Annotated in this window: 14 protein-coding genes; 7 read left to right on the top strand and 7 right to left on the bottom strand. The window is 52.5% G+C overall.

Features of this window, described 5'->3' with window-relative positions:
* Positions 1–7: 7 nt before the first annotated feature.
* A complete protein-coding gene (locus C8N40_RS12655; protein ID WP_170114100.1) occupies positions 8–1132 on the bottom strand; it encodes a sensor histidine kinase in 1125 nt (374 codons plus the stop codon).
* 85 nt (positions 1133–1217) lie between these two features.
* Here C8N40_RS12655 and C8N40_RS22685 point away from each other — a divergent pair, with 85 nt between their 5' ends.
* Positions 1218–1379, top strand: coding sequence for a hypothetical protein (locus tag C8N40_RS22685; protein ID WP_170114099.1), 162 nt, complete (start codon positions 1218–1220; stop codon positions 1377–1379).
* A gap of 19 nt (positions 1380–1398) precedes the next feature.
* On the opposite strand, the gene C8N40_RS12650 is transcribed toward C8N40_RS22685, so the two are convergent.
* Positions 1399–2136: a LytR/AlgR family response regulator transcription factor gene (locus tag C8N40_RS12650; protein WP_108212142.1), complete on the bottom strand. Its 738-nt coding sequence runs from the start codon at positions 2134–2136 to the stop codon at positions 1399–1401.
* Between the two features lie 556 nt (positions 2137–2692).
* Here C8N40_RS12650 and C8N40_RS12645 point away from each other — a divergent pair.
* Positions 2693–5335, top strand: coding sequence for a S8 family serine peptidase (locus tag C8N40_RS12645; RefSeq protein ID WP_108212141.1), 2643 nt, complete (start codon positions 2693–2695; stop codon positions 5333–5335).
* A gap of 158 nt (positions 5336–5493) precedes the next feature.
* Positions 5494–5652, top strand: a complete 159-nt coding sequence (locus C8N40_RS22970) for a hypothetical protein (RefSeq protein WP_211318106.1) — start codon at positions 5494–5496, stop codon at positions 5650–5652.
* Between the two features lie 666 nt (positions 5653–6318).
* Here C8N40_RS22970 and C8N40_RS12640 read toward each other — a convergent pair.
* Positions 6319–7119, bottom strand: coding sequence for a M57 family metalloprotease (locus C8N40_RS12640; protein WP_108212140.1), 801 nt, complete (start codon positions 7117–7119; stop codon positions 6319–6321).
* A gap of 303 nt (positions 7120–7422) precedes the next feature.
* A complete protein-coding gene (locus tag C8N40_RS12635) occupies positions 7423–8388 on the bottom strand; it encodes a helix-turn-helix domain-containing protein (RefSeq protein ID WP_245905107.1) in 966 nt (321 codons plus the stop codon).
* 186 nt (positions 8389–8574) lie between these two features.
* Here C8N40_RS12635 and C8N40_RS12630 point away from each other — a divergent pair, with 186 nt between their 5' ends.
* Entirely contained in the window at positions 8575–8865 is a 291-nt protein-coding gene (locus tag C8N40_RS12630; RefSeq protein ID WP_245905106.1) for a DUF983 domain-containing protein, read from the top strand.
* Between the two features lie 754 nt (positions 8866–9619).
* Here the strand turns inward: C8N40_RS12630 and C8N40_RS12625 are convergent.
* Together C8N40_RS12625 and C8N40_RS12620 are read right to left on the bottom strand one after the other, a co-directional pair.
* Positions 9620–10573 carry a calcium/sodium antiporter gene (locus C8N40_RS12625; RefSeq protein ID WP_108212138.1) on the bottom strand — a complete coding sequence of 318 codons (954 nt, stop codon included), beginning with the start codon at positions 10571–10573 and terminating at the stop codon, positions 9620–9622.
* Between the two features lie 1173 nt (positions 10574–11746).
* Positions 11747–12142 (bottom strand): DUF7793 family protein, encoded by a 396-nt coding sequence (locus C8N40_RS12620; RefSeq protein ID WP_108212137.1) that lies wholly within the window; start codon positions 12140–12142, stop codon positions 11747–11749.
* A 107-nt stretch (positions 12143–12249) separates the two neighbouring features.
* On the opposite strand from C8N40_RS12620, the gene C8N40_RS12615 reads away from it, so the two are divergent.
* Both C8N40_RS12615 and C8N40_RS12610 read left to right on the top strand, forming a co-directional pair.
* Entirely contained in the window at positions 12250–12477 is a 228-nt protein-coding gene (locus C8N40_RS12615; protein ID WP_108212136.1) for a hypothetical protein, read from the top strand.
* Between the two features lie 74 nt (positions 12478–12551).
* The gene (locus C8N40_RS12610; RefSeq protein WP_146173566.1) at positions 12552–14207 is read left to right on the top strand and encodes a PAS domain-containing hybrid sensor histidine kinase/response regulator; all 1656 of its coding nucleotides are present in this window, start codon (positions 12552–12554) and stop codon (positions 14205–14207) included.
* Here C8N40_RS12610 and C8N40_RS23310 read toward each other — a convergent pair.
* A complete protein-coding gene (locus C8N40_RS23310) occupies positions 14202–14336 on the bottom strand; it encodes a hypothetical protein (RefSeq protein WP_281259521.1) in 135 nt (44 codons plus the stop codon). The two genes, C8N40_RS12610 and C8N40_RS23310, sit on opposite strands and share 6 nt — an antisense overlap.
* A 111-nt stretch (positions 14337–14447) precedes the next feature.
* Here C8N40_RS23310 and C8N40_RS12605 point away from each other — a divergent pair, with 111 nt between their 5' ends.
* A complete protein-coding gene (locus C8N40_RS12605) occupies positions 14448–17036 on the top strand; it encodes a phosphoenolpyruvate carboxylase (RefSeq protein WP_108212134.1) in 2589 nt (862 codons plus the stop codon).
* Positions 17037–17397: the final 361 nt, after the last annotated feature.

The following is a 17397-nucleotide window of genomic DNA, read 5'->3' as shown; positions in this document are numbered from 1 at the left end:
TATACTTCTACACAATCACCGCAGCCCGCAAGCCTTGCGCAGCAGGGGCAATGTTGTTGGGGGATGTGACCCTGGTTTCGGTCATGAAGTGGCCATCCGGGGTGGCGTAGGCTGCAAAAGAGGCCCGCTCGCCGTAGGCATGCGCGAGTCGCCGCTGCAGGTTGTCGAGCCCGATGCCGTGGCCACCTGCCTGGTTCTGGTTCCTGAGGTTCCTCGTCGTGATACAAAGCACCCCGTTCTCATGGTTTATCCTTACCTGGGCCGCATCCTCCTCCTTGGTCAGGTCTCCGTGCTTAAAAATATTCTCAGCCAGCGTGATGAGCACCAGCGGGATGAACCGCACGCCAGCCAGGTTATCACCGTAGCATAAGTTTACCTGCAGCCTGTTGTTGTGCCTGATCTGATGGATGTTGATCAGGTGCTCCAGGTGCTCAATTTCCTCCAGCAGGTCCGATTCCTGCAGCTCGTTCTCGTTCTGCAAGGCATAGCGCATCATCTGCGACAAGGACATAATGGCCTCCGCTGCCTCCGAAGAGGTTTTCCGGACACTGTTATACACGTAGTTCAGGGTGTTAAATAAAAAGTGTGGGTTGATTTGCGCCTTCAGGAAAGCGTTTTGGGACCTGACCAGCTCGTGCTGCAGCTTCTGCTTTTCGATGATGTGCAGCAGGTGTTGCTTGGCTGCCTCCTCGGCCCGCTTCAGTTCCTGCAGGTAATTTCGCAGGAAGAAATAGCCCGTGGCAAATCCTATAAAGTATACTGCCCGCCAGATAGCCCTAAGCCAGTAGTGGAAGTCAGAAGTTAGCGGGCGTGTTAACACAACCTGCATGTATTGCGTAAGCCACAGTTCCAGCAGGTAGGTAAGGGCAGCATACACTGCTATCTCACAGACAACCAGCAGGGGAATAAGCCAGTAGCGTGTTTTCCTCCTTTTTGCCAGGGGAAGCACCAGGCAGGCGTGGCAGTAAAAAAGGCTGATGTGCAGCGCATAGTGGCCCAGGTAATCCCAGAAAGAGTTAAACCTGCCGTTCAGGGCAGACACCAACGATATTTCATAAAGTATAAACAGAGCCCAGGTAATAAGGTGGCCTTTAAACTTTTTGGCAAAGCCGATTATATTATTTAGCACCATAAGCCGTTTGTCCTGAGTATGAAGTAGTTGGTGTAAAATTAAGCAGAGTGTAATTGAATAGTTATATCTTATAAAGAAAAAACCTATGGCAACTAATCGAATCTCTAAACTCGTTGTAAGCAAGCGCACTTTGTTCAGATTCTCAGGCAAGGAAGCTGCCGGGCGCGCCATCAGCACAGACCCTACCACTGTTACCATCACCTCCACTTTCCTGTCCGACACGGCGCAGGTTACGGCTAAAAAGTAATCGGATACTGGTAACCGGCTTACCTGCCGGTTACCAGTATTTTATCTGAAAGATACTCCTGGAACCCCTGCCTGTAGGTATCCCCGATGGGAACCTCCAGGTTGTTACGAAGCCATATCGAGCGGCTCTCTACCCGTTCGATATGGCTTTTAGCTACTATATAGGACTTGTGCACCCGCATAAATCCCCCGAAAGTATAAAGCGCGTCCTCCACTTCCTTCATGGTGAGGTAGGCAATGTGGCGCTGCCCCAGCGTATGCAGCAGCACATAGTTTTTCAGCCCCTCCACACAAACCAGTTCCTGCAGGTTTATCTTAATGAGCTTGTGCTTCTGGTCGCTTTTGATAAAGAAGGTTTGCTCGGCGGGTGGGGCAGAGGCGGCACTGCGCTCTATATTTTTCAGCAGGAGATCCACCGTCAGGGCAAACTTTTTCAGGCTGATGGGTTTGAGCAGGAAATGATCGGCCTGAACATCGAAGGCCTCCAGGGCATATTTCTGGTGCGCGGTCGTGAAGACTAAAAACCGTGTCTTGTCCCGCAGCGATCTGGCCAGGTCCAGCCCTGAAAGGCGGGGCATGTCAATGTCCAGAAACACGAAATCATACTGCTCCTCCTCATCCATCAGGGCCGCCACAGGGTCCTGAAAGGTTTTAACGAGCTGCAGCCGCGGGGTGTCGGCAATGTAATCGGAGAGTACTTCAATGGCATGGTTCTCGTCGTCGATTACCATACAGCGATAGGTTTTCTGTAGGCTCATGGTGTTGTAGGTTTAGTGGTGCAGTACCCTGCTCAGGGTGTAAACAGATCTCTGGCAATCGGCGAACACGTATGGCCTGAACCGGTGTTCCGACAAGGCCTAGCTGTTGCGTTCTGAGATTCTGAAACTCCTAAAACAGGTATATCTGAAGTATAAAGGCAATATATATAACATCCTAAATGCTTCTTATCAGGGTGTCTGTTTGACTAATTTCCGGTCATAAAGTACAAAAAATAATGTACAGTGCAAGTAGTAGCCAGCAGATCTGTGCCAGGCATCAGTCCTATACGTAGCCAGCTGGTTTGCGGCGCATCAAGCCTCAGGTGATGTTTTTTTAAACGTAATCAGGCTTCAGAATAAAGGAAGAAGCGCGGAGGCATCGCCTGGTAAAGGCTGCAAGTTCGTCAGGCGGAAGAGGGAGTTGGTGTAATATTCTGTTTGGGGATGCGGCTAAACCGTAATATCAACGTGCTGGTGGTATGGAGCGGGCAGGAAAGTATGAATAGGAGCTTCTGCCCATACTTGTCGCATATTTCTATTTTAGAATGGCAAACCTATGATGTATAAGAGGCTCCGTAAGTGGCGCATCAACGCAAGTTGGATGGTTGTTTTACTCGCCTGTCTCACGTTGGTAACCTTTGGGGTGCAGGGGCAAACCCCGCAGGTCAGGTCCAGGCTAGCACCGGCGCTCACAACTGGCAGCGACCGGCCGGCCTCCTACAGGCTGCAGGTAACCAGCAGAGAGGCTTTTGAGGAGTGCCTGCGAAAGTATAACATCAGCGCCAAAGTATACGCAGAGCCCAGGGCGCCGCAGTTGGTACTGGTATCGGGTGTAAGCGCCGCGCAGCTTCGTGATCTTGCCGCATGCCCCGCTGTAAAGTACATAGACCAGGGAAACAGACAACCCACCGAGGAAGCCGAGCTGCGCGATGCGGATTTGTCGGCCAACCATATCCCTGCCGTCCATAGCCAGTACCCGCAGCTGAGGGGGCAAGGGCTGGTGGCCTCGGTCAAGGAGCGGCCCTTCGATCCAAATGACCTGGATTTGCGAGGCCGTACCTTGCCAGCTGCGGAAGCTACGGAAGGATACTCGCCACACGCTACCACCATGGCTACCTACATGGCGGGTGCAGGCAATTCAGGGCCTTCGGGATTGGGCGTGGCCTCGGGCGCTAAACTAACCTCTTCGAGTATGGAAGAGCTTTTGCCGGACCCGACCGCGCAGCTGCTTGAGGCAGGGGTGAGCGTACAGAACCATTCCTATGGCGTAGGGGTGGAGAATTATTACGGGCTGGAGGCGCAGGCCTATGATGCGCAGGTTATCGAGGCGCCTCAGCTACTGCACGTATTCTCCTCCGGCAACAGCGGGGGTGAGGCAGGTGCCACAGGCAAGTATGCTGGCATTCTTGGTTTCGCCAACCTGACAGGCCAATTCAAGCATTCAAAAAACTCCCTGAGCGTAGGAGCTTTAGACCCGGATGGAAGTATAGGAGCCAGAAGTTCGAAGGGGCCGGCCTACGATGGCCGCGTGAAACCAGAACTGGCAGCCTACGGAAAGGGAGGAACATCAGAGGCTGCGGCAGTTGTCTCGGGCATTGCACTCCTGGTGCAGCAAGCTTATAGGGAACAGCACGAATCGCAACTGCCGCCAGCCTCTCTTGTTAAAGCCATCCTCATTAACAGCGCAGACGATGTGGGCAGGCCGGAGGTGGATTTTGAGTCCGGCTTCGGAAACGCCAATGCTCTGAGCGCCATCCGCACCACCAGTAACAGGCAATACATCACCGAAAGTATAGCGCAGGGGCAACAGTTAACCTTCCGGATTTCAGTGCCTGCCGGTGTGCGCCGCCTTAAAGCTACCCTGGTGTGGCACGACCCTGCGGCAGAGGCCGGAGAGGAGCAGGCCCTTATCCACGACCTGGACCTGAGCCTGCACCATGCTGCCACCGGGCAGGTGTGGGAGCCCTGGGTGCTGAGCCCTTACCCGCACCCCGACTCCTTGAGGCAACCAGCCAGGCGTGGCAAAGACCGAATCAATAACGTGGAGCAGGTGACGCTTGACTCTCCGAATGCCGGCGTGTATGAACTGCAGGTGCAGGGGCACCGGGTTATTTCCGGGACTCAGCCTTTTGCCCTGGTTTATACTTTCGAAGCGGGCGGGGAATGGAAATACCCTGTAGCGGGAAGCCACCTGGTCGCGGGGCAGGTAAACCGCATTCGCTGGCAAGGGATGCAACAGGGCAGTGCGCGCCTGGAGTACCGCATAGCTGGGAACGATGTATGGCAGCTGATTACTGAAGGAGTGGACGCCACCGCTTTCGGCTATGACTGGCTTGCACCCGATACAGTGGCCGAGGTACAGGTGCGCTTAAGTATGGCAGGGGAGGTGCTGGAGTCGGACACGTTTCTGCTGAGCAAGGCACTGCCCCTGACGATTGGCTATGCCTGTCCAGGCCAGGTAATGGTACACTGGCCGCGGCTTTCTGCGGACGCGCAATATCAGGTATATAAAATGGGGGAGGCTTATCTGGAGCCGCTGGCACTGCTGTCGGATACGCTCCTGGTGCTTGATGAGGAACAGTTGCAGGCGCTACGTGCGGGTTATCTGGCTGTTGCCCCTGTGGTGGCGGGCAAAACCGGGATGAAAAGTATGACAGTGAGTTATGCGGATGAAAGCGCGGCTTGCTATATTTCCCGGTTCCTGGCGGCCAGTTATGTGGCGGAGCAGGTGGTGCTCGAACTGCGACTTTCCTCTACGCACCAGTTAGCCTCCCTCACACTGGAGCGGCTCGATAACGGCACATTTCGCTCGCTCAGCACTGTTAGCCCGGTCAATAGGCAGGATTTTAAACTTGAAGACTCATCTCCCGGACCTGGCAAGAATGTGTACAGGGTAAAACTGACGACTGTTAGTGGTTTGACTTATTACAGCCAGCCCGAGGAAGTGGTGCATACTGGCGCCGGGCAGATGCTGGTTTATCCGAACCCCGTGGAGGCCGGTCAGCCGCTCTTTATTGCCCTCAGCAGCGAAACAGCCCAAGTGGAGTTATTGGATAAGCTAGGCAGGCTGCTGTACCGGGGCACCCGGGAGGGGATGGTAAAGGAGATCTCTACCATGCAGCTTCAGGCTGGTTTATACCTGGTACGAGTGCGCACCGATAGAGGTAATTTGCTGGTGGAGAGAGTGCAGGTGCGGTGAGGCCAAAAGAAGTATAGCTTGGTTATACTCTGGCTATACTTTATAATTTCTATGGCGCAAGCGTTCGCTTGTGCCTTTGCTCTTTCCTGGCCTCCTCCCGCTGGGGCAGGTTTGCAACACGTGCCTACCTATGGTGTTGGGTTTGCAACCCAACTGGCTTGAAAAGCCATACTTTATACTTGGGCTATACTTTTATATCTGCCGGTTTATACTTTCCGCTGTTCCGGATGTCCTTATCCGGAACCACTTCTGCTGCGGACTTCCATGTCCGCGTAGGCCATACTTTTATACTTTGCCCATACTTTATACTTTCATAACGGCTTCCTTCCATTTGAACCAAGCTATCCTTGTTAGCTTCCGTTCCTCCTCCAGCCTTACATAAGCTACAGTTGCATCTATACTTTGGCTCCCTCAAGGCCGGGAGGCCTCGCCTTCGGGCATCGCGATGTGTACATTTCCTGCCCTCGTGCCTCGGGCTGCCTCGCTGTCGCTCGTCACCGGAACCTCTCGAGGCGCTCAACCCAAAGGCTGGGAACAGAATCAATAGCCGCTGCTGCCCCAGCTGTCATCTCGACCTTTGGGAGAGAACTCTTTTGAATTCTAGCCAGATCTCTCGCGCTGCTCGAGATGACATAGTGAGTAGTAAGTATAAACTGTCCCCTTGAGGGGACTATAGGGGTGTTAATCGTTAACTGATAATTCCCCTCCGCGGAGGGGTTGGGATGGGTTTACACTTGTAGGGACAGACACGACCTGTCGGGGCGAGAAAGGCAGCAATTAGACTTATACTTCAGCCAACGGAACTACAGCGTTCCCCGCCTTCGCCAAGGCGGGGCCAGGGGTGGTTGGGCCCGGTACTGCAAAAGTCCTGCTGCTTAAACAAGGCAGAACGTTCCTGAAACTTCCTACTAAAAATAAACACCCCGCCCTGCCGGTTGCCAGCAGGGCGGGTGTGATGTATGGTTGATTAGTTCTTTACTTCCTTAGTACAGGTAGTTGAGCGCGGTTCTGTCGTTAGAGTTAAAAGGTCTGTTCTGGCCGGTGCCGATGCAGGCAAGCATCCAGGAGTTAGGGTCGGGACCAGTTGGCGTACCCGGGATGTGGATAGCACCAACCGTGGAAGCACCCTCGTTGTAGTAAGCGCCGCCGCAACTGTAGCTCCTGTTCATGTAATCGGTGTGGCGGAAGCCGATGGTGTGGCCGATCTCATGCGCAAGGATAGTTGCCAGGTAGCTGGTGCCGGGGCTGGAGCCCAGGTAATCGGAATTCACCTTAATCGAGTTGTAGGGGTTGCCACCGGAAGGGAAGCCGGCAGAAGCCAGGTAAGAAGAGCCGCTTGGCGCTTTCGACACCAGAATGTTGTAGCCTGAGGATACGCGGCGGAACTTGATGCGCAGGTTCTCGGCGTTAAAGCGGCGAATCGCCTCATCCAGCGCCGTTACATAGGACGATGGGAGGCTGGTAGTGATGGCAATGTTGATGGTGCGGCTTGTGCCCACGTTCACCAGGTTGGAGGTGCGGTACTGTTCCTCCTCGCCAACGCGAAGTGCCTTTGCCTCAGCAGAGCCCCTCAGGTTTTCTTCTGTCAGGATGATGTCACCCTCAACCAGGTAGCCCTCAGCAATACGTTCTACCTGCTGGGTGTTAAAGCCCAGCTCGCTGATCTGGTCCAGGGTTAGTTGCGAGATTTCGTCCTGGGAGACGGCCTGTTCCTCTTCTTGGCACGAGGAGAATGTGAAAATGGCGGCTAACGCAGCCAGGGGGAGTAAGCGACTTGCTCTCATAAAGGTTAAGTTTTGAGGTTTAGAAATGATTGATATGAGAGAAGTACGCAGGCGGACAAGCCAGGTAAAATGTATTACACCAACCACAAGCTGGCATACACATACGATGTTATAAAGTACACGTGCCACAAGCCAAGGAGTCTGTCCTGCTGTAGATAACAGTTACTCCGGACTTAAAATGAGCGGGTGATAACACTGTTTTGCGCCAGGGAAACAGACCGGTCAGGTGCAGGTTCTAACCCGGTGCTTTTATACTTTAAGGGCAAAACCCTTACTTGCCGGCAAATTAAACTGACACAGGTGCTATTGGTGCATGGCTCTGAACTGCTCGGGCGTGCAGCACAGCTGCTTTTTAAAAAAGCGGAAAAAGTAAGCGTTGTCCAGGTAGCCCAGTTCTGCCGCTATCTGCGAGCTGGTTAAGTCGGCATGTACCAGCAGCCGCTGCGCCTCCAGCAGGAGCCGCTGCTGGATCAGTTCCTTAGTGGTTTTGCCGAGTTTTTTCTTGCAGACCTCGTTCAGGTGCTTGGGGGTTACATACAGGTGCTCCGCGTAAAAGGCCACCGGCCGGTGCGCTTTGTAGTGCAGGTCGATGAGCCGCTCCAGGTTCTGAAGCAGCGTTTGGTCTCTTCCGGTACCTCCGGCTATACTTTCGGAGGGCTGGAAAAGGCGCGTCAGCTCAATCATGAGGATGTCCAGGTACCGGCTGAGCATGACGCCTCGCATGGGCTTGTCGTCCTCATACTCTTGCTGCAGCCGGAGCAGGACAGGCCGCAGCAATTGCTCGTCATCACCCGAAAGGCGTAGCACCGGAGTGGAGAGCAGGGCATTGAAGAAGGGGTAGTCGTAGAGCACCCTGTCGGGATACTGCCGCGAGTAGAACCCATGCGTAAAGAAGATGACATAGCCGTCCGCATCGGCCGACAGGTCCCAGCTGTGCACCTGCCCCGGCGTCATGAAAAACACGGTGCCTGGCTTTACCTCATATTCCCTGAAATCGATGGTATGGTTGCCCGTGCCTTTTGTCACGATCATGATGATGTAAAAATCGTGCTTGTGGGGCTCCCGGATAAACTGGTGCTCCTCCAGGTGGGTGGCAAAAGAACTAAAGTAAAAGTACCGCTCCTTCTGGCTGAGGGCTTCAAAATCCTGAATCTGGTAAATCGGTAAATGTTCTTTCTGCATGTTTGCTTCGGGCTTGCCTGCGGTATTCGCAACGATTCGGGTGCTATACTTGTTGGTAAGGTATAACCGGGCATAAAAGTACAGCATTTAATCATTTTTATGCCGAGCTTATGCTCTTTAGTTGTTGTATCTTTGTTGTATCACAAATCAAGGTTATTGGCCATGAGCGAGGGAAACTCTTTACTATACAGTATAGTTACTGCAAAATGTCCGCGTTGTCGTGAGGGGGCTATGTTCCCGCCGGGCACTTTGTACACCACCAGGTTTGCAGACATGCACAAGAGCTGCCCCAAATGCGGGCAGACCTTTGAGCCGGAGCTGGGTTTTTACTATGGGGCCATGTATGTGAGCTTTGCCTTTAACGTGGCTATCTTCCTGGTTTTCCTTTTCATCTTATACCACTTGCTGGGCGAAGTTACCATGGCGATGATGATAGGTGTGGTAGCAGTGGTCGTACTAGGTTTCCTGCCAATTATTTTCCGGTTGTCCAGAGTTATCTGGATCAACTTTTTCATCCGGTACGAGGGGCCAGCCAGCCGGATTCCCAGAAAAGCAGAAGCCTGATTTAATAAATCCAGGAGCAAGTATTGCCACCACAACAGGCCTTGCGGCAAGTATAGAGACCAGTATTTAAAATTTATTCATAAAGCCCAGTTAGTGCCACATTGCCCCCCGGCTTGCTGCAACGCACATTGTAAGTATGGCTGGTGCAGCTCGTGGCTTTCTGAGGATTTAGGATGTGTGTGTGGAGCTCCTGATAAGGGAGCTCCTTTTTTTCTATACTTGCTCTTTACTTCGGCCTAGTGCTTTGGGTGCCAAAGGGTGAGCGAGGCTGCGCAGGGTTTACTTTAAAGTCTTTAGCAGGTCCCTGAGGTTTTAGCACCCCCACCTTCGTTAAGCCCTGGGAAGAACTTATCAGCGCGTGGCTTAAACATTCGTGTGAACCTCTCTATTGGAAAGTCATTTTCGCCGTCATAATTGGTGATGTTTTCCAGCAATACCTACTTCAAAGCCAAGCGCCCCGTCTCATTTCCTTACGCCCGCATCTGTTCTGCAAAGCCAGTAAGTTTATTCATCTCTTTATCTGCCCCGCCTTTCATTTATCTATGGCTGGCAAGGAGAACTGAGCCGTTTTTAGGCCAATCATCACCCCTGAGAACTCCCCGTATGCTGTCAACCTTTACTTAAACTCACAGAGCAGCGCTAGCATTCTCTTTACACTTTCTGGTGCGTTTATCATTACTGCTTTGTTGTCAATTCATTACAGCATCCGCTGCCAGGTCAATGTTTTGGTTCCCGGATACAACTCACAACGTTATTACTGTATAAGAAGCCAGGTGAGATAGGCAACGTACAGCGTCAGCAGCACGGCACCTTCCCAGCGCACTACCTGCCGTCCCTTGCCCGTGAAGATAAAGACAAACAGCAGCAGGCTCGTCAGGATATTGACCGAGATATCTGTAATAGAACCTGCCTGCACTGGCAACGGCGTGATGACAGTGGAGACACCAAGTATAAAGAAGATGTTGAAGATATTGGAGCCTACCACGTTCCCAATGGCGATGTCCACGTTGCGTTTGCGGACTGCCACCACCGAGGTGGCCAGTTCCGGCAGCGAGGTGCCGATAGAGACGATGGTAAGGCTGATGACGCGCTCAGACAGCCCCAGCAGCTGCGCCAGGTTCACGGCACTCGTCACGATGAGGCGGCCCCCGATAACCAGGCCCGCCAGGCCCAGCACCAGGTATAAACCTGACTTTAGCAGCGTATACTGCGTAGCCGGCGTCTCTTCTTCATTCGTGCCACCAACGGCCAGGGTGATGTTATAGACCAGGAAAATAGAAAAGAAAAGCAGCAGCACAATGCCGTCGGTTCTGGAGATGAAGTCTGCGCTTGCCTCGTCCAGGAACGCGTCGTTGGCGAGCACCAGCACCGCCACCGCCGCCAGCAAGCTAAGCGGAACCTCCAGCCACGTGGTGTTGGATTTAACGGTGAGCGGATAAATAAGGGCGGAAATGCCCAGGATACCCAGTACGTTAAAGATATTGCTGCCCAACACGTTGCCGAGTACCATGTCTGTGTTGCCGCTCAAAGAGGCAAATACGTTCACGACCATCTCTGGTGCTGAGGTACCGAAGGCCACAATCGTAAGGCCGATAACGATGTTAGGAATACCAAGCCTGACGGCGAGGCTAGAGGCACCATCCACAAGCTTATTGGCACCAAAAATCAAGGCTACAAAGCCTACCAGGAGGAGAATAAAATCCATCATGCTACAGTAAACTCTAAAAAGTTTGCAAAGTTTAGCCTAAAATTCAGATTCGCCAACTGGCGGGTGCTACAGATAGGAATTTTAATTTGCTATGCCTTACTTGCAAGGCTCAGGCATTGGGTACAGCCTGTGCCTGATTGCTTCAACAGGAGCAGCAGGGTAAGTATAAAGTCCTGTTGGCTTGCTTGCTGCCCCGCTTTTGTAAACCCATAAATAATAAGTGCATGTTAAGGTCCCTGGCATTGCTGTTCATCTTTCTGGGATGCCTCTACTTTCTGTTATACCCATGGCTCAGGAACACGGTCGGACGTAAAAAGCTCTTCAGGTGGTTTTTGATAATTTACGGAGTTGTTGCGCTTGCCTCCACTTTGGGTAAGGTTTTCCTGAATTAGAGGTAGTGTTTCCCTTTTTTAGTTGGCTATACTTTTTATACTTGTCGGCTACTCCTTATACTTTCCCCTTTCTCTGGCGCAAGTCTTCAGACTTGTGTCTTACAATGATGTTGAGTCTGTGACTCGACTGGCTTGAAAAGCTATACATATACTTCGGCTATACTTTTATACTTGCCGATTTATACTTGTCAGCCCATACTTTCATAGCCGCTGCTTCCCGCAATTGGATACAAGCTGCCCTCTCTAGCTTCCGTTCATCCTCTAGTTCACATAAACCTACTGTTGCACCTCTGGCTTTGGAGCTCTCAAGCCCGAGAGGGCTCGCCTTCGGGCATCGCGCGGTGTACATTTCCTTTGCTACCCTTCGGTCGCAATGCCCTTAGCGGGCACCAGAAATCTACAAGGCGCTCCACCCAAAGGCTGGGATAAGGTCGATAGCCGCTGCCTCTGCAACTGGAAAGTAAAGTATAAATTAGTAATACAGAACTGTCCCCTTGAGGACAAGCGAGAACGTGAGTTCGAGGCTTGCGAGCAAAGCTCTACAGGGGTGTAATCTCTTGCAAGGTTTATACTCGTAGGGACAGGTCGCGACCTGTCTGTGCGAGGACTGAGGCTATAAAACCCATACTTCTGCATCAGTAAAAACAGGCTCCCCGCCTTGGATAAGGAGGGGCCAGGGGTGGTTGGACCCGGCACTGCAAACGGGATTACAAAGTATGAAACGGACTAAGCTGCGTCTAAAAGGCTTAATTAATGGTTCGCTACCCGGGTATGGATACCATTAGTCCTTAAACCGCGCAAGCCATTCCAGCGCGCTTTTCCGGTCGGTGAACATGCGGGTCGGGTTTATGGGCTTGTTTACCATAATGTAGAAATTGGCCGTCATTTGCAGCATCGGGGAGCTTATCAGGATAGCGCTGGCAGATACCAATTCATTCCCTTCGTTGGCCAGGAAGTCCCTGGCATCTTTGGTGGACTGCTTTATGCGGGTAATGTCAAACAGGCTGGGATACGTTTTGTCCCGGACATACTCCAGGCGCTCACGCACACAGGCTTGGGCATATGCCAGGTCTACCATGGCTATGTCTTTATAAATGCAGAGCAAAATCCCATCCTCCACGAAAAGTTCAAGGTGTTCTGTTGTTCTGATGTTAAGACTCTTCTCAAAATTTGCCATGCAACCCTGATTTAATTGATGGTTCAGATGTTCACTAGTAGAAATGCAAAATACTCAAATTAGGTGGCAAAATACGGCACAACAACATCCTGGATACGGTATAAGCTGTGCTGACTGTTTCTAAAAAGAAGGAGATAATTCATCACTATGCAGTAGGCCAGCAGCTTACAGGGGGCATATGCGCTTATTTGGGAGTAAAAAACGTTGCCATTTCCGCTACCACAGAGAAAAAGAAAGTAGGAGAATGGCCTTATCCAAAAGTTGATTATTACCAGGCAAAAGACCATTTTGCAATAGTATTGATAGGGCCTACCTTTGCTGTAGAAAGAGGGTAGGCAGCCGCATTACCGCCTTTACGCCTTATAGACAGTTTCCAGTGAAAGTCCTGAAGGAGAGAATAGAAGAGATAATGACACTGATAGCCGAGGTTGCCAATGGTAACTTCGGCTATCAACTGGAGGTTTCCGAAACCGGAGATGAGCTAGATGCCATTATCGCAGGCATCAACATGCTGGGGCAGGAGCTTCAGAACTCTACCGTATCCAGGGACTTTATGCAGAGCATTTACCACGGCGTGGTGGACATGCTGCTGGTTCTCAACAACGATTTCACCATACGCAATGTAAACGAGGCCTTTGAGGAAACGACCGGCTTTCGGGAGGCTGACCTTCTTGGCTTGCCCCTCGACACGCTCTTCCGGCAGGATGACCGCGAGAAGCTATCCGCAGAAATCAAAAAGTTTGAGGAAAAAGGGAAGCTGCTGAACGCAGAGCTCTACATCACTTCCAAAAACAAAGAGGCGATTCCGGTATCGTGCTCTTTTTCTTTCCTGCGAAACAACGGCCAGGAGCACAGCGGCATCCTGATTATTGCCAAGGATATAACCGGGATCAAGCAAAAAGAGCTGGAGCTGCAGGAGGCAAAAGAGAGGGCAGAGGCCGCAAACGAGGCAAAAAGCAATTTCCTTTCCAGCATGAGCCACGAGATCCGTACGCCTTTGAACGGTATCCTCGGATTTACCAACCTGCTGATCGACACCCCGCTGAACGAAACGCAGAAGCAGTACGCCACTTTAATCAAGACCTCGGGCAGCAACCTATCCAAACTGCTCAACGACATCCTGGACCTGCACCGCATTGAGCAGGACAAGATAGAGGTTGAAACCATTGCCTTTGATATCCGCGAAGCGATTGCCTCACACTTGGAACCCTACAAGCAACTGGCCAGAGGCAAGGGCTTGTCCTTTGCCTATACGTTTGATGAGGCCATTCCACGTGTCGTGGCAGGCGACCCCACGCGCATCAACCAGGTGCTCATCAACCTCGTCAGCAATGCGATAAAGTTTACCGAGTCAGGAAGTATAACCATGCACGCCAAGCTGGATGCGGGTACAAGCGATGATGAGTCCATTTCCTTGAAATTTTCGGTAACGGATACGGGGGTAGGTATACCCGCTGACAAGCAGGAGCTGATTTTTGAGTCGTTCACACAGTCCGACCAGGCCGTGTCGCGTAAGTTTGGGGGCTTTGGACTGGGGCTGGCCATCTGCAAAAAACTTGTGCGTCTGATGCAGGGCGAGATGGGTGTGGTCAGTCCTCCTGCCGGAGCAGCCACGGGAGCTACCTTCTGGTTTACCGTTAATGTTGGACAGCTTCCGGCGGATGCCACGGAGCCGGAGGAGGAGTATGAGGTGAACTTTGAGTTCAGCAAACCAACCAAGGTACTTGTGGTGGACGACAATCCGATAAACGTGTTTTTGATGCAGGACGTACTGGAGAATTTCGGTGCGCAGGTAACAACTGCTGAAAGCGGGGCAGAAGCGGTGCAACTTGCGTTGGCGGATGCGTTCGATCTGATCTTTATGGATATCCAGATGCCGGAGATGGATGGCCTGGAAGCGACAAGCAAACTGAGGCGCGCCCATATCACCTGCCCCATTATCGCTTTCTCCGCCAGTGCTTATAAAGAGGATATTGTCAGAAGCCTGGAGGCTGGTATGAACGATCATTTGTGCAAGCCGTTTACACCCAGAGAATTGAAGACCCTGCTGAGTAAGTGGTTATAGATTCTTCCAAAGTATAAAAAGCGGCCACACGTCTTTATACTTCCCCTGGCTACCATACCGCAAGTATGGTTTGCCGAAGTATGGCTGTTTTACAAGTATAGCCAGGGCTGTTCTGACAGCTGCATCCACCCATTTTAACAGCTCATTTATACTTTCATTTGCAGGTTATGCAGGAAGCGTTGCAAAAACTCCGAATTTTTTGAGTTAATTTAGGCTAAGGACTTACCAAACTTTAAGCCTATGACCACTCCCCGAACTTTGCGCGCCGACGCCAGCCTGGATGCTTTCAACATCCTGGTGGGCACGCGTTACGAAATGTATAACAGCCTGTTCTCTTCACTGCCCTTTCACCGGGTCGAGAAAACAGGCGTGCTGCTGTCGTTGCTGGTGCTGCATTGCGAAGAGGGGTTTCAGCGGCAACAGAGCCCCCAGGAAATTATCCGCAGCTTTTTTCAGCAGTATACCAGCTACCGCACAGAGCAGGAGCAAAACGACCTGCTCTTCCGGTTCGTGCAATACGCAGAGCGGCAGGTGGTGCTCTTTGATGCGCTGGAGGAAGCTGCTTTCCGCAACACCCACGACCTGCACGGCCTGGGTACGTTGAAGCAGTTGAGCGCCACGGTGCAGCAGGAGCATGCCCAGCAGCAGCTGGCGCAAAAGCTGCAGGACTTTGCCGTGCGCCTGGTACTCACAGCGCACCCCACGCAGTTCTACCCGAGCAATGTGCTGGGCATCATCAACGATCTGTCGCAGGCCCTGGCAAGTGACAACACCTCCCTGGCACATTCTTACCTGCGGCAGCTGGGCAAAACACCGTTCTTCAAAAAGGAAAAACCCACGCCCTATGAGGAGGCCGTCAGCCTGGTGTGGTTCCTGGAAAACGTTTTTTACCGCGCCGCCGGCAACATTATTTCTTACCTGACAGCCCAGTTTCCGGAGGCCATGCAGCCGGGCATGAAACTGATACGGATGGGCTTCTGGCCGGGCGGCGACCGGGATGGCAACCCTTTTGTGAAAGCCGATACCACGCTGCAGGTAGCCGACGCGCTGCGCAGTTCTGTTATCAGGGCCTACTACCGCGATGTTCGCCAGCTCCGCAGAAGGCTGACGTTTAAAGGAGTGGAGGACATTGTAAAGGATCTGGAAGCCAAGCTGTACAACAACCTGTTCGTGCCTGGTTACAAACTCGATTTGAAGCAGGAAGCCATACTGGAGCCGCTCGTACAGATCCGGCAATTGCTGCTTGAGGAGCACAACAGCCTATTCCTGAGCCTGGTGGAGGCACTCATTCACAAGGTGGAGCTTTTCGGACTGTTCTTCGCTTCCCTGGATATCCGGCAGGACTCATCAGTTCACGCACACTTGTACGAGCAAGTGGCAGCGCGTACCAACCTGCTGCCTGCGGACTATGCGGACCTTCCGGAGCAGGAAAAAATAAGCGCCCTGCTCGCCATAAGCGAAAGTATAACGGCCGAGATTTTTACCGACGAAGAACTGTTGCAGGACACGCTGCAGACAGTGGATGTGATTCGCACCATTCAGGAGCGCAACGGGGAGGAGGGATGCCACCGCTACATTATCAGCCACTGTACCAGCGCGCTGAACGTGCTGGAAGTATACGGCCTGTTCCGAATCACCGGCTGGCAGGCAGCGGAGATACGGGTGGACATCGTGCCGCTCTTTGAGACCATTACAGACCTGCGGAATGCCGGCGGTGTGATGCGGGAACTATATGAGCAGCCCGCCTACAGGAGCCACTTGCAGCGGCGCGGCAATGTCCAGACGATTATGCTTGGTTTCTCGGACGGCACCAAGGACGGCGGCTATCTGATGGCCAACTGGAGTATCTACAAAGCCAAGGAGGACCTGACGAAAGTTAGCCGCGACTATGGCGTAGAGGTTGTCTTCTTTGATGGCAGGGGAGGACCTCCGGCGCGTGGCGGCGGGAAGACACAGCAGTTCTATGCTTCGCTGGGTAGCAATATCGCCAATAAGGAGATTCAGCTGACGATACAGGGGCAGACGGTGAGCTCCAATTTCGGCTCTGTGGATGCAGCGCAATTTAACCTGGAGCAGCTGCTGCACGCGGGTATCAGCAACACCTTGTTCAGTCGCAAGCAACTTACCCTTTCTCAGAAAGATGACCAGCTGCTGCAGGAACTCTCTGAGGTGAGCTATGACGCCTATGTTGAACTGAAGAACCATCCGGTTTTCCTGGAGTACCTGAACTACGTGAGCCCGCTGCGCTACTACGGCGAGGCCAACATCGGCAGCCGCCCTTCCAAGCGCAAGTCCGGTAAACTGAACCTGGATGACCTGCGCGCCGTGCCCTATGTGGGGTCCTGGAGCCAGCTGAAGCAGAACCTGCCCGGTTACTACGGTGTGGGCAAGGCCCTTGAAGCGCTGCACGAGCGAGGCGATTGGCCCCGGGTGCAGCAGCTGTACAGGAGCTCGCTATACTTTAAAACACTGCTCGATAACTGCGAAATGGCTATGAAAAAGTGCTTTTTCCCGGTAACTGCCTATCTGGCCGAGCATCCAACCTACGGGCCGCTCTGGAAGCAGATCTATGAAGAGTATGAGCGCACGAGGAAGTATGTGTTGCTACTGGCCGGGGCCGACACGCTGATGGCTGACAAACCCCTGGACATGCTCTCGATTAACATGCGCCAGCGCATTGAGCTGCCACTGATCACGGTACAGCAGTTTGCCCTGGCCAAAATAAGGGAGCTGGAGGAACAGCAGGCCACAGAGGCCAAAAAAGTATACGAAAAGCTGGTTGTGCGCTGCTCCTTTGGAATCATCAACGCCGAGCGAAATTCTGCTTAAGCGGCATTTATACTTCTTGGCAGGTACCTTTGGTTTGCAAAGTATTAATGCCTGCCGGAAATACTCACAAAGCCCTGGGCTTCATCTAAGAGCACAAAAGCAATTGAATATGCTGTGTGCTGGTGATGAAGCCTGGGGCTTTGCTTTTAAACCTAGGACGGGGTACGCTTGGGAAAGGTGTAAACACACCCTAAGATCTCTGCTTTCCAGCTCAGAAACCGCATTTAGGCTGCCCCAAAAGAGGGGAATCATATGACACTGGCAGGACTTCTTCTCCTCGGAGGCAGGGTCGTTTCATCCCTTTATTTTGTCATCCTGAAAGGAACTTGGTTGCAAATAGCAGAAGCTTCACCTCCCTTCC

It is taken from the genome of Pontibacter mucosus, assembly GCF_003054055.1.
Taxonomy (GTDB): Bacteria; Bacteroidota; Bacteroidia; order Cytophagales; family Hymenobacteraceae; genus Pontibacter; species Pontibacter mucosus.
The sequence above is the reverse complement of the archived record's forward strand: the minus strand, read 5'-3'. Positions and strand labels throughout refer to the sequence as shown.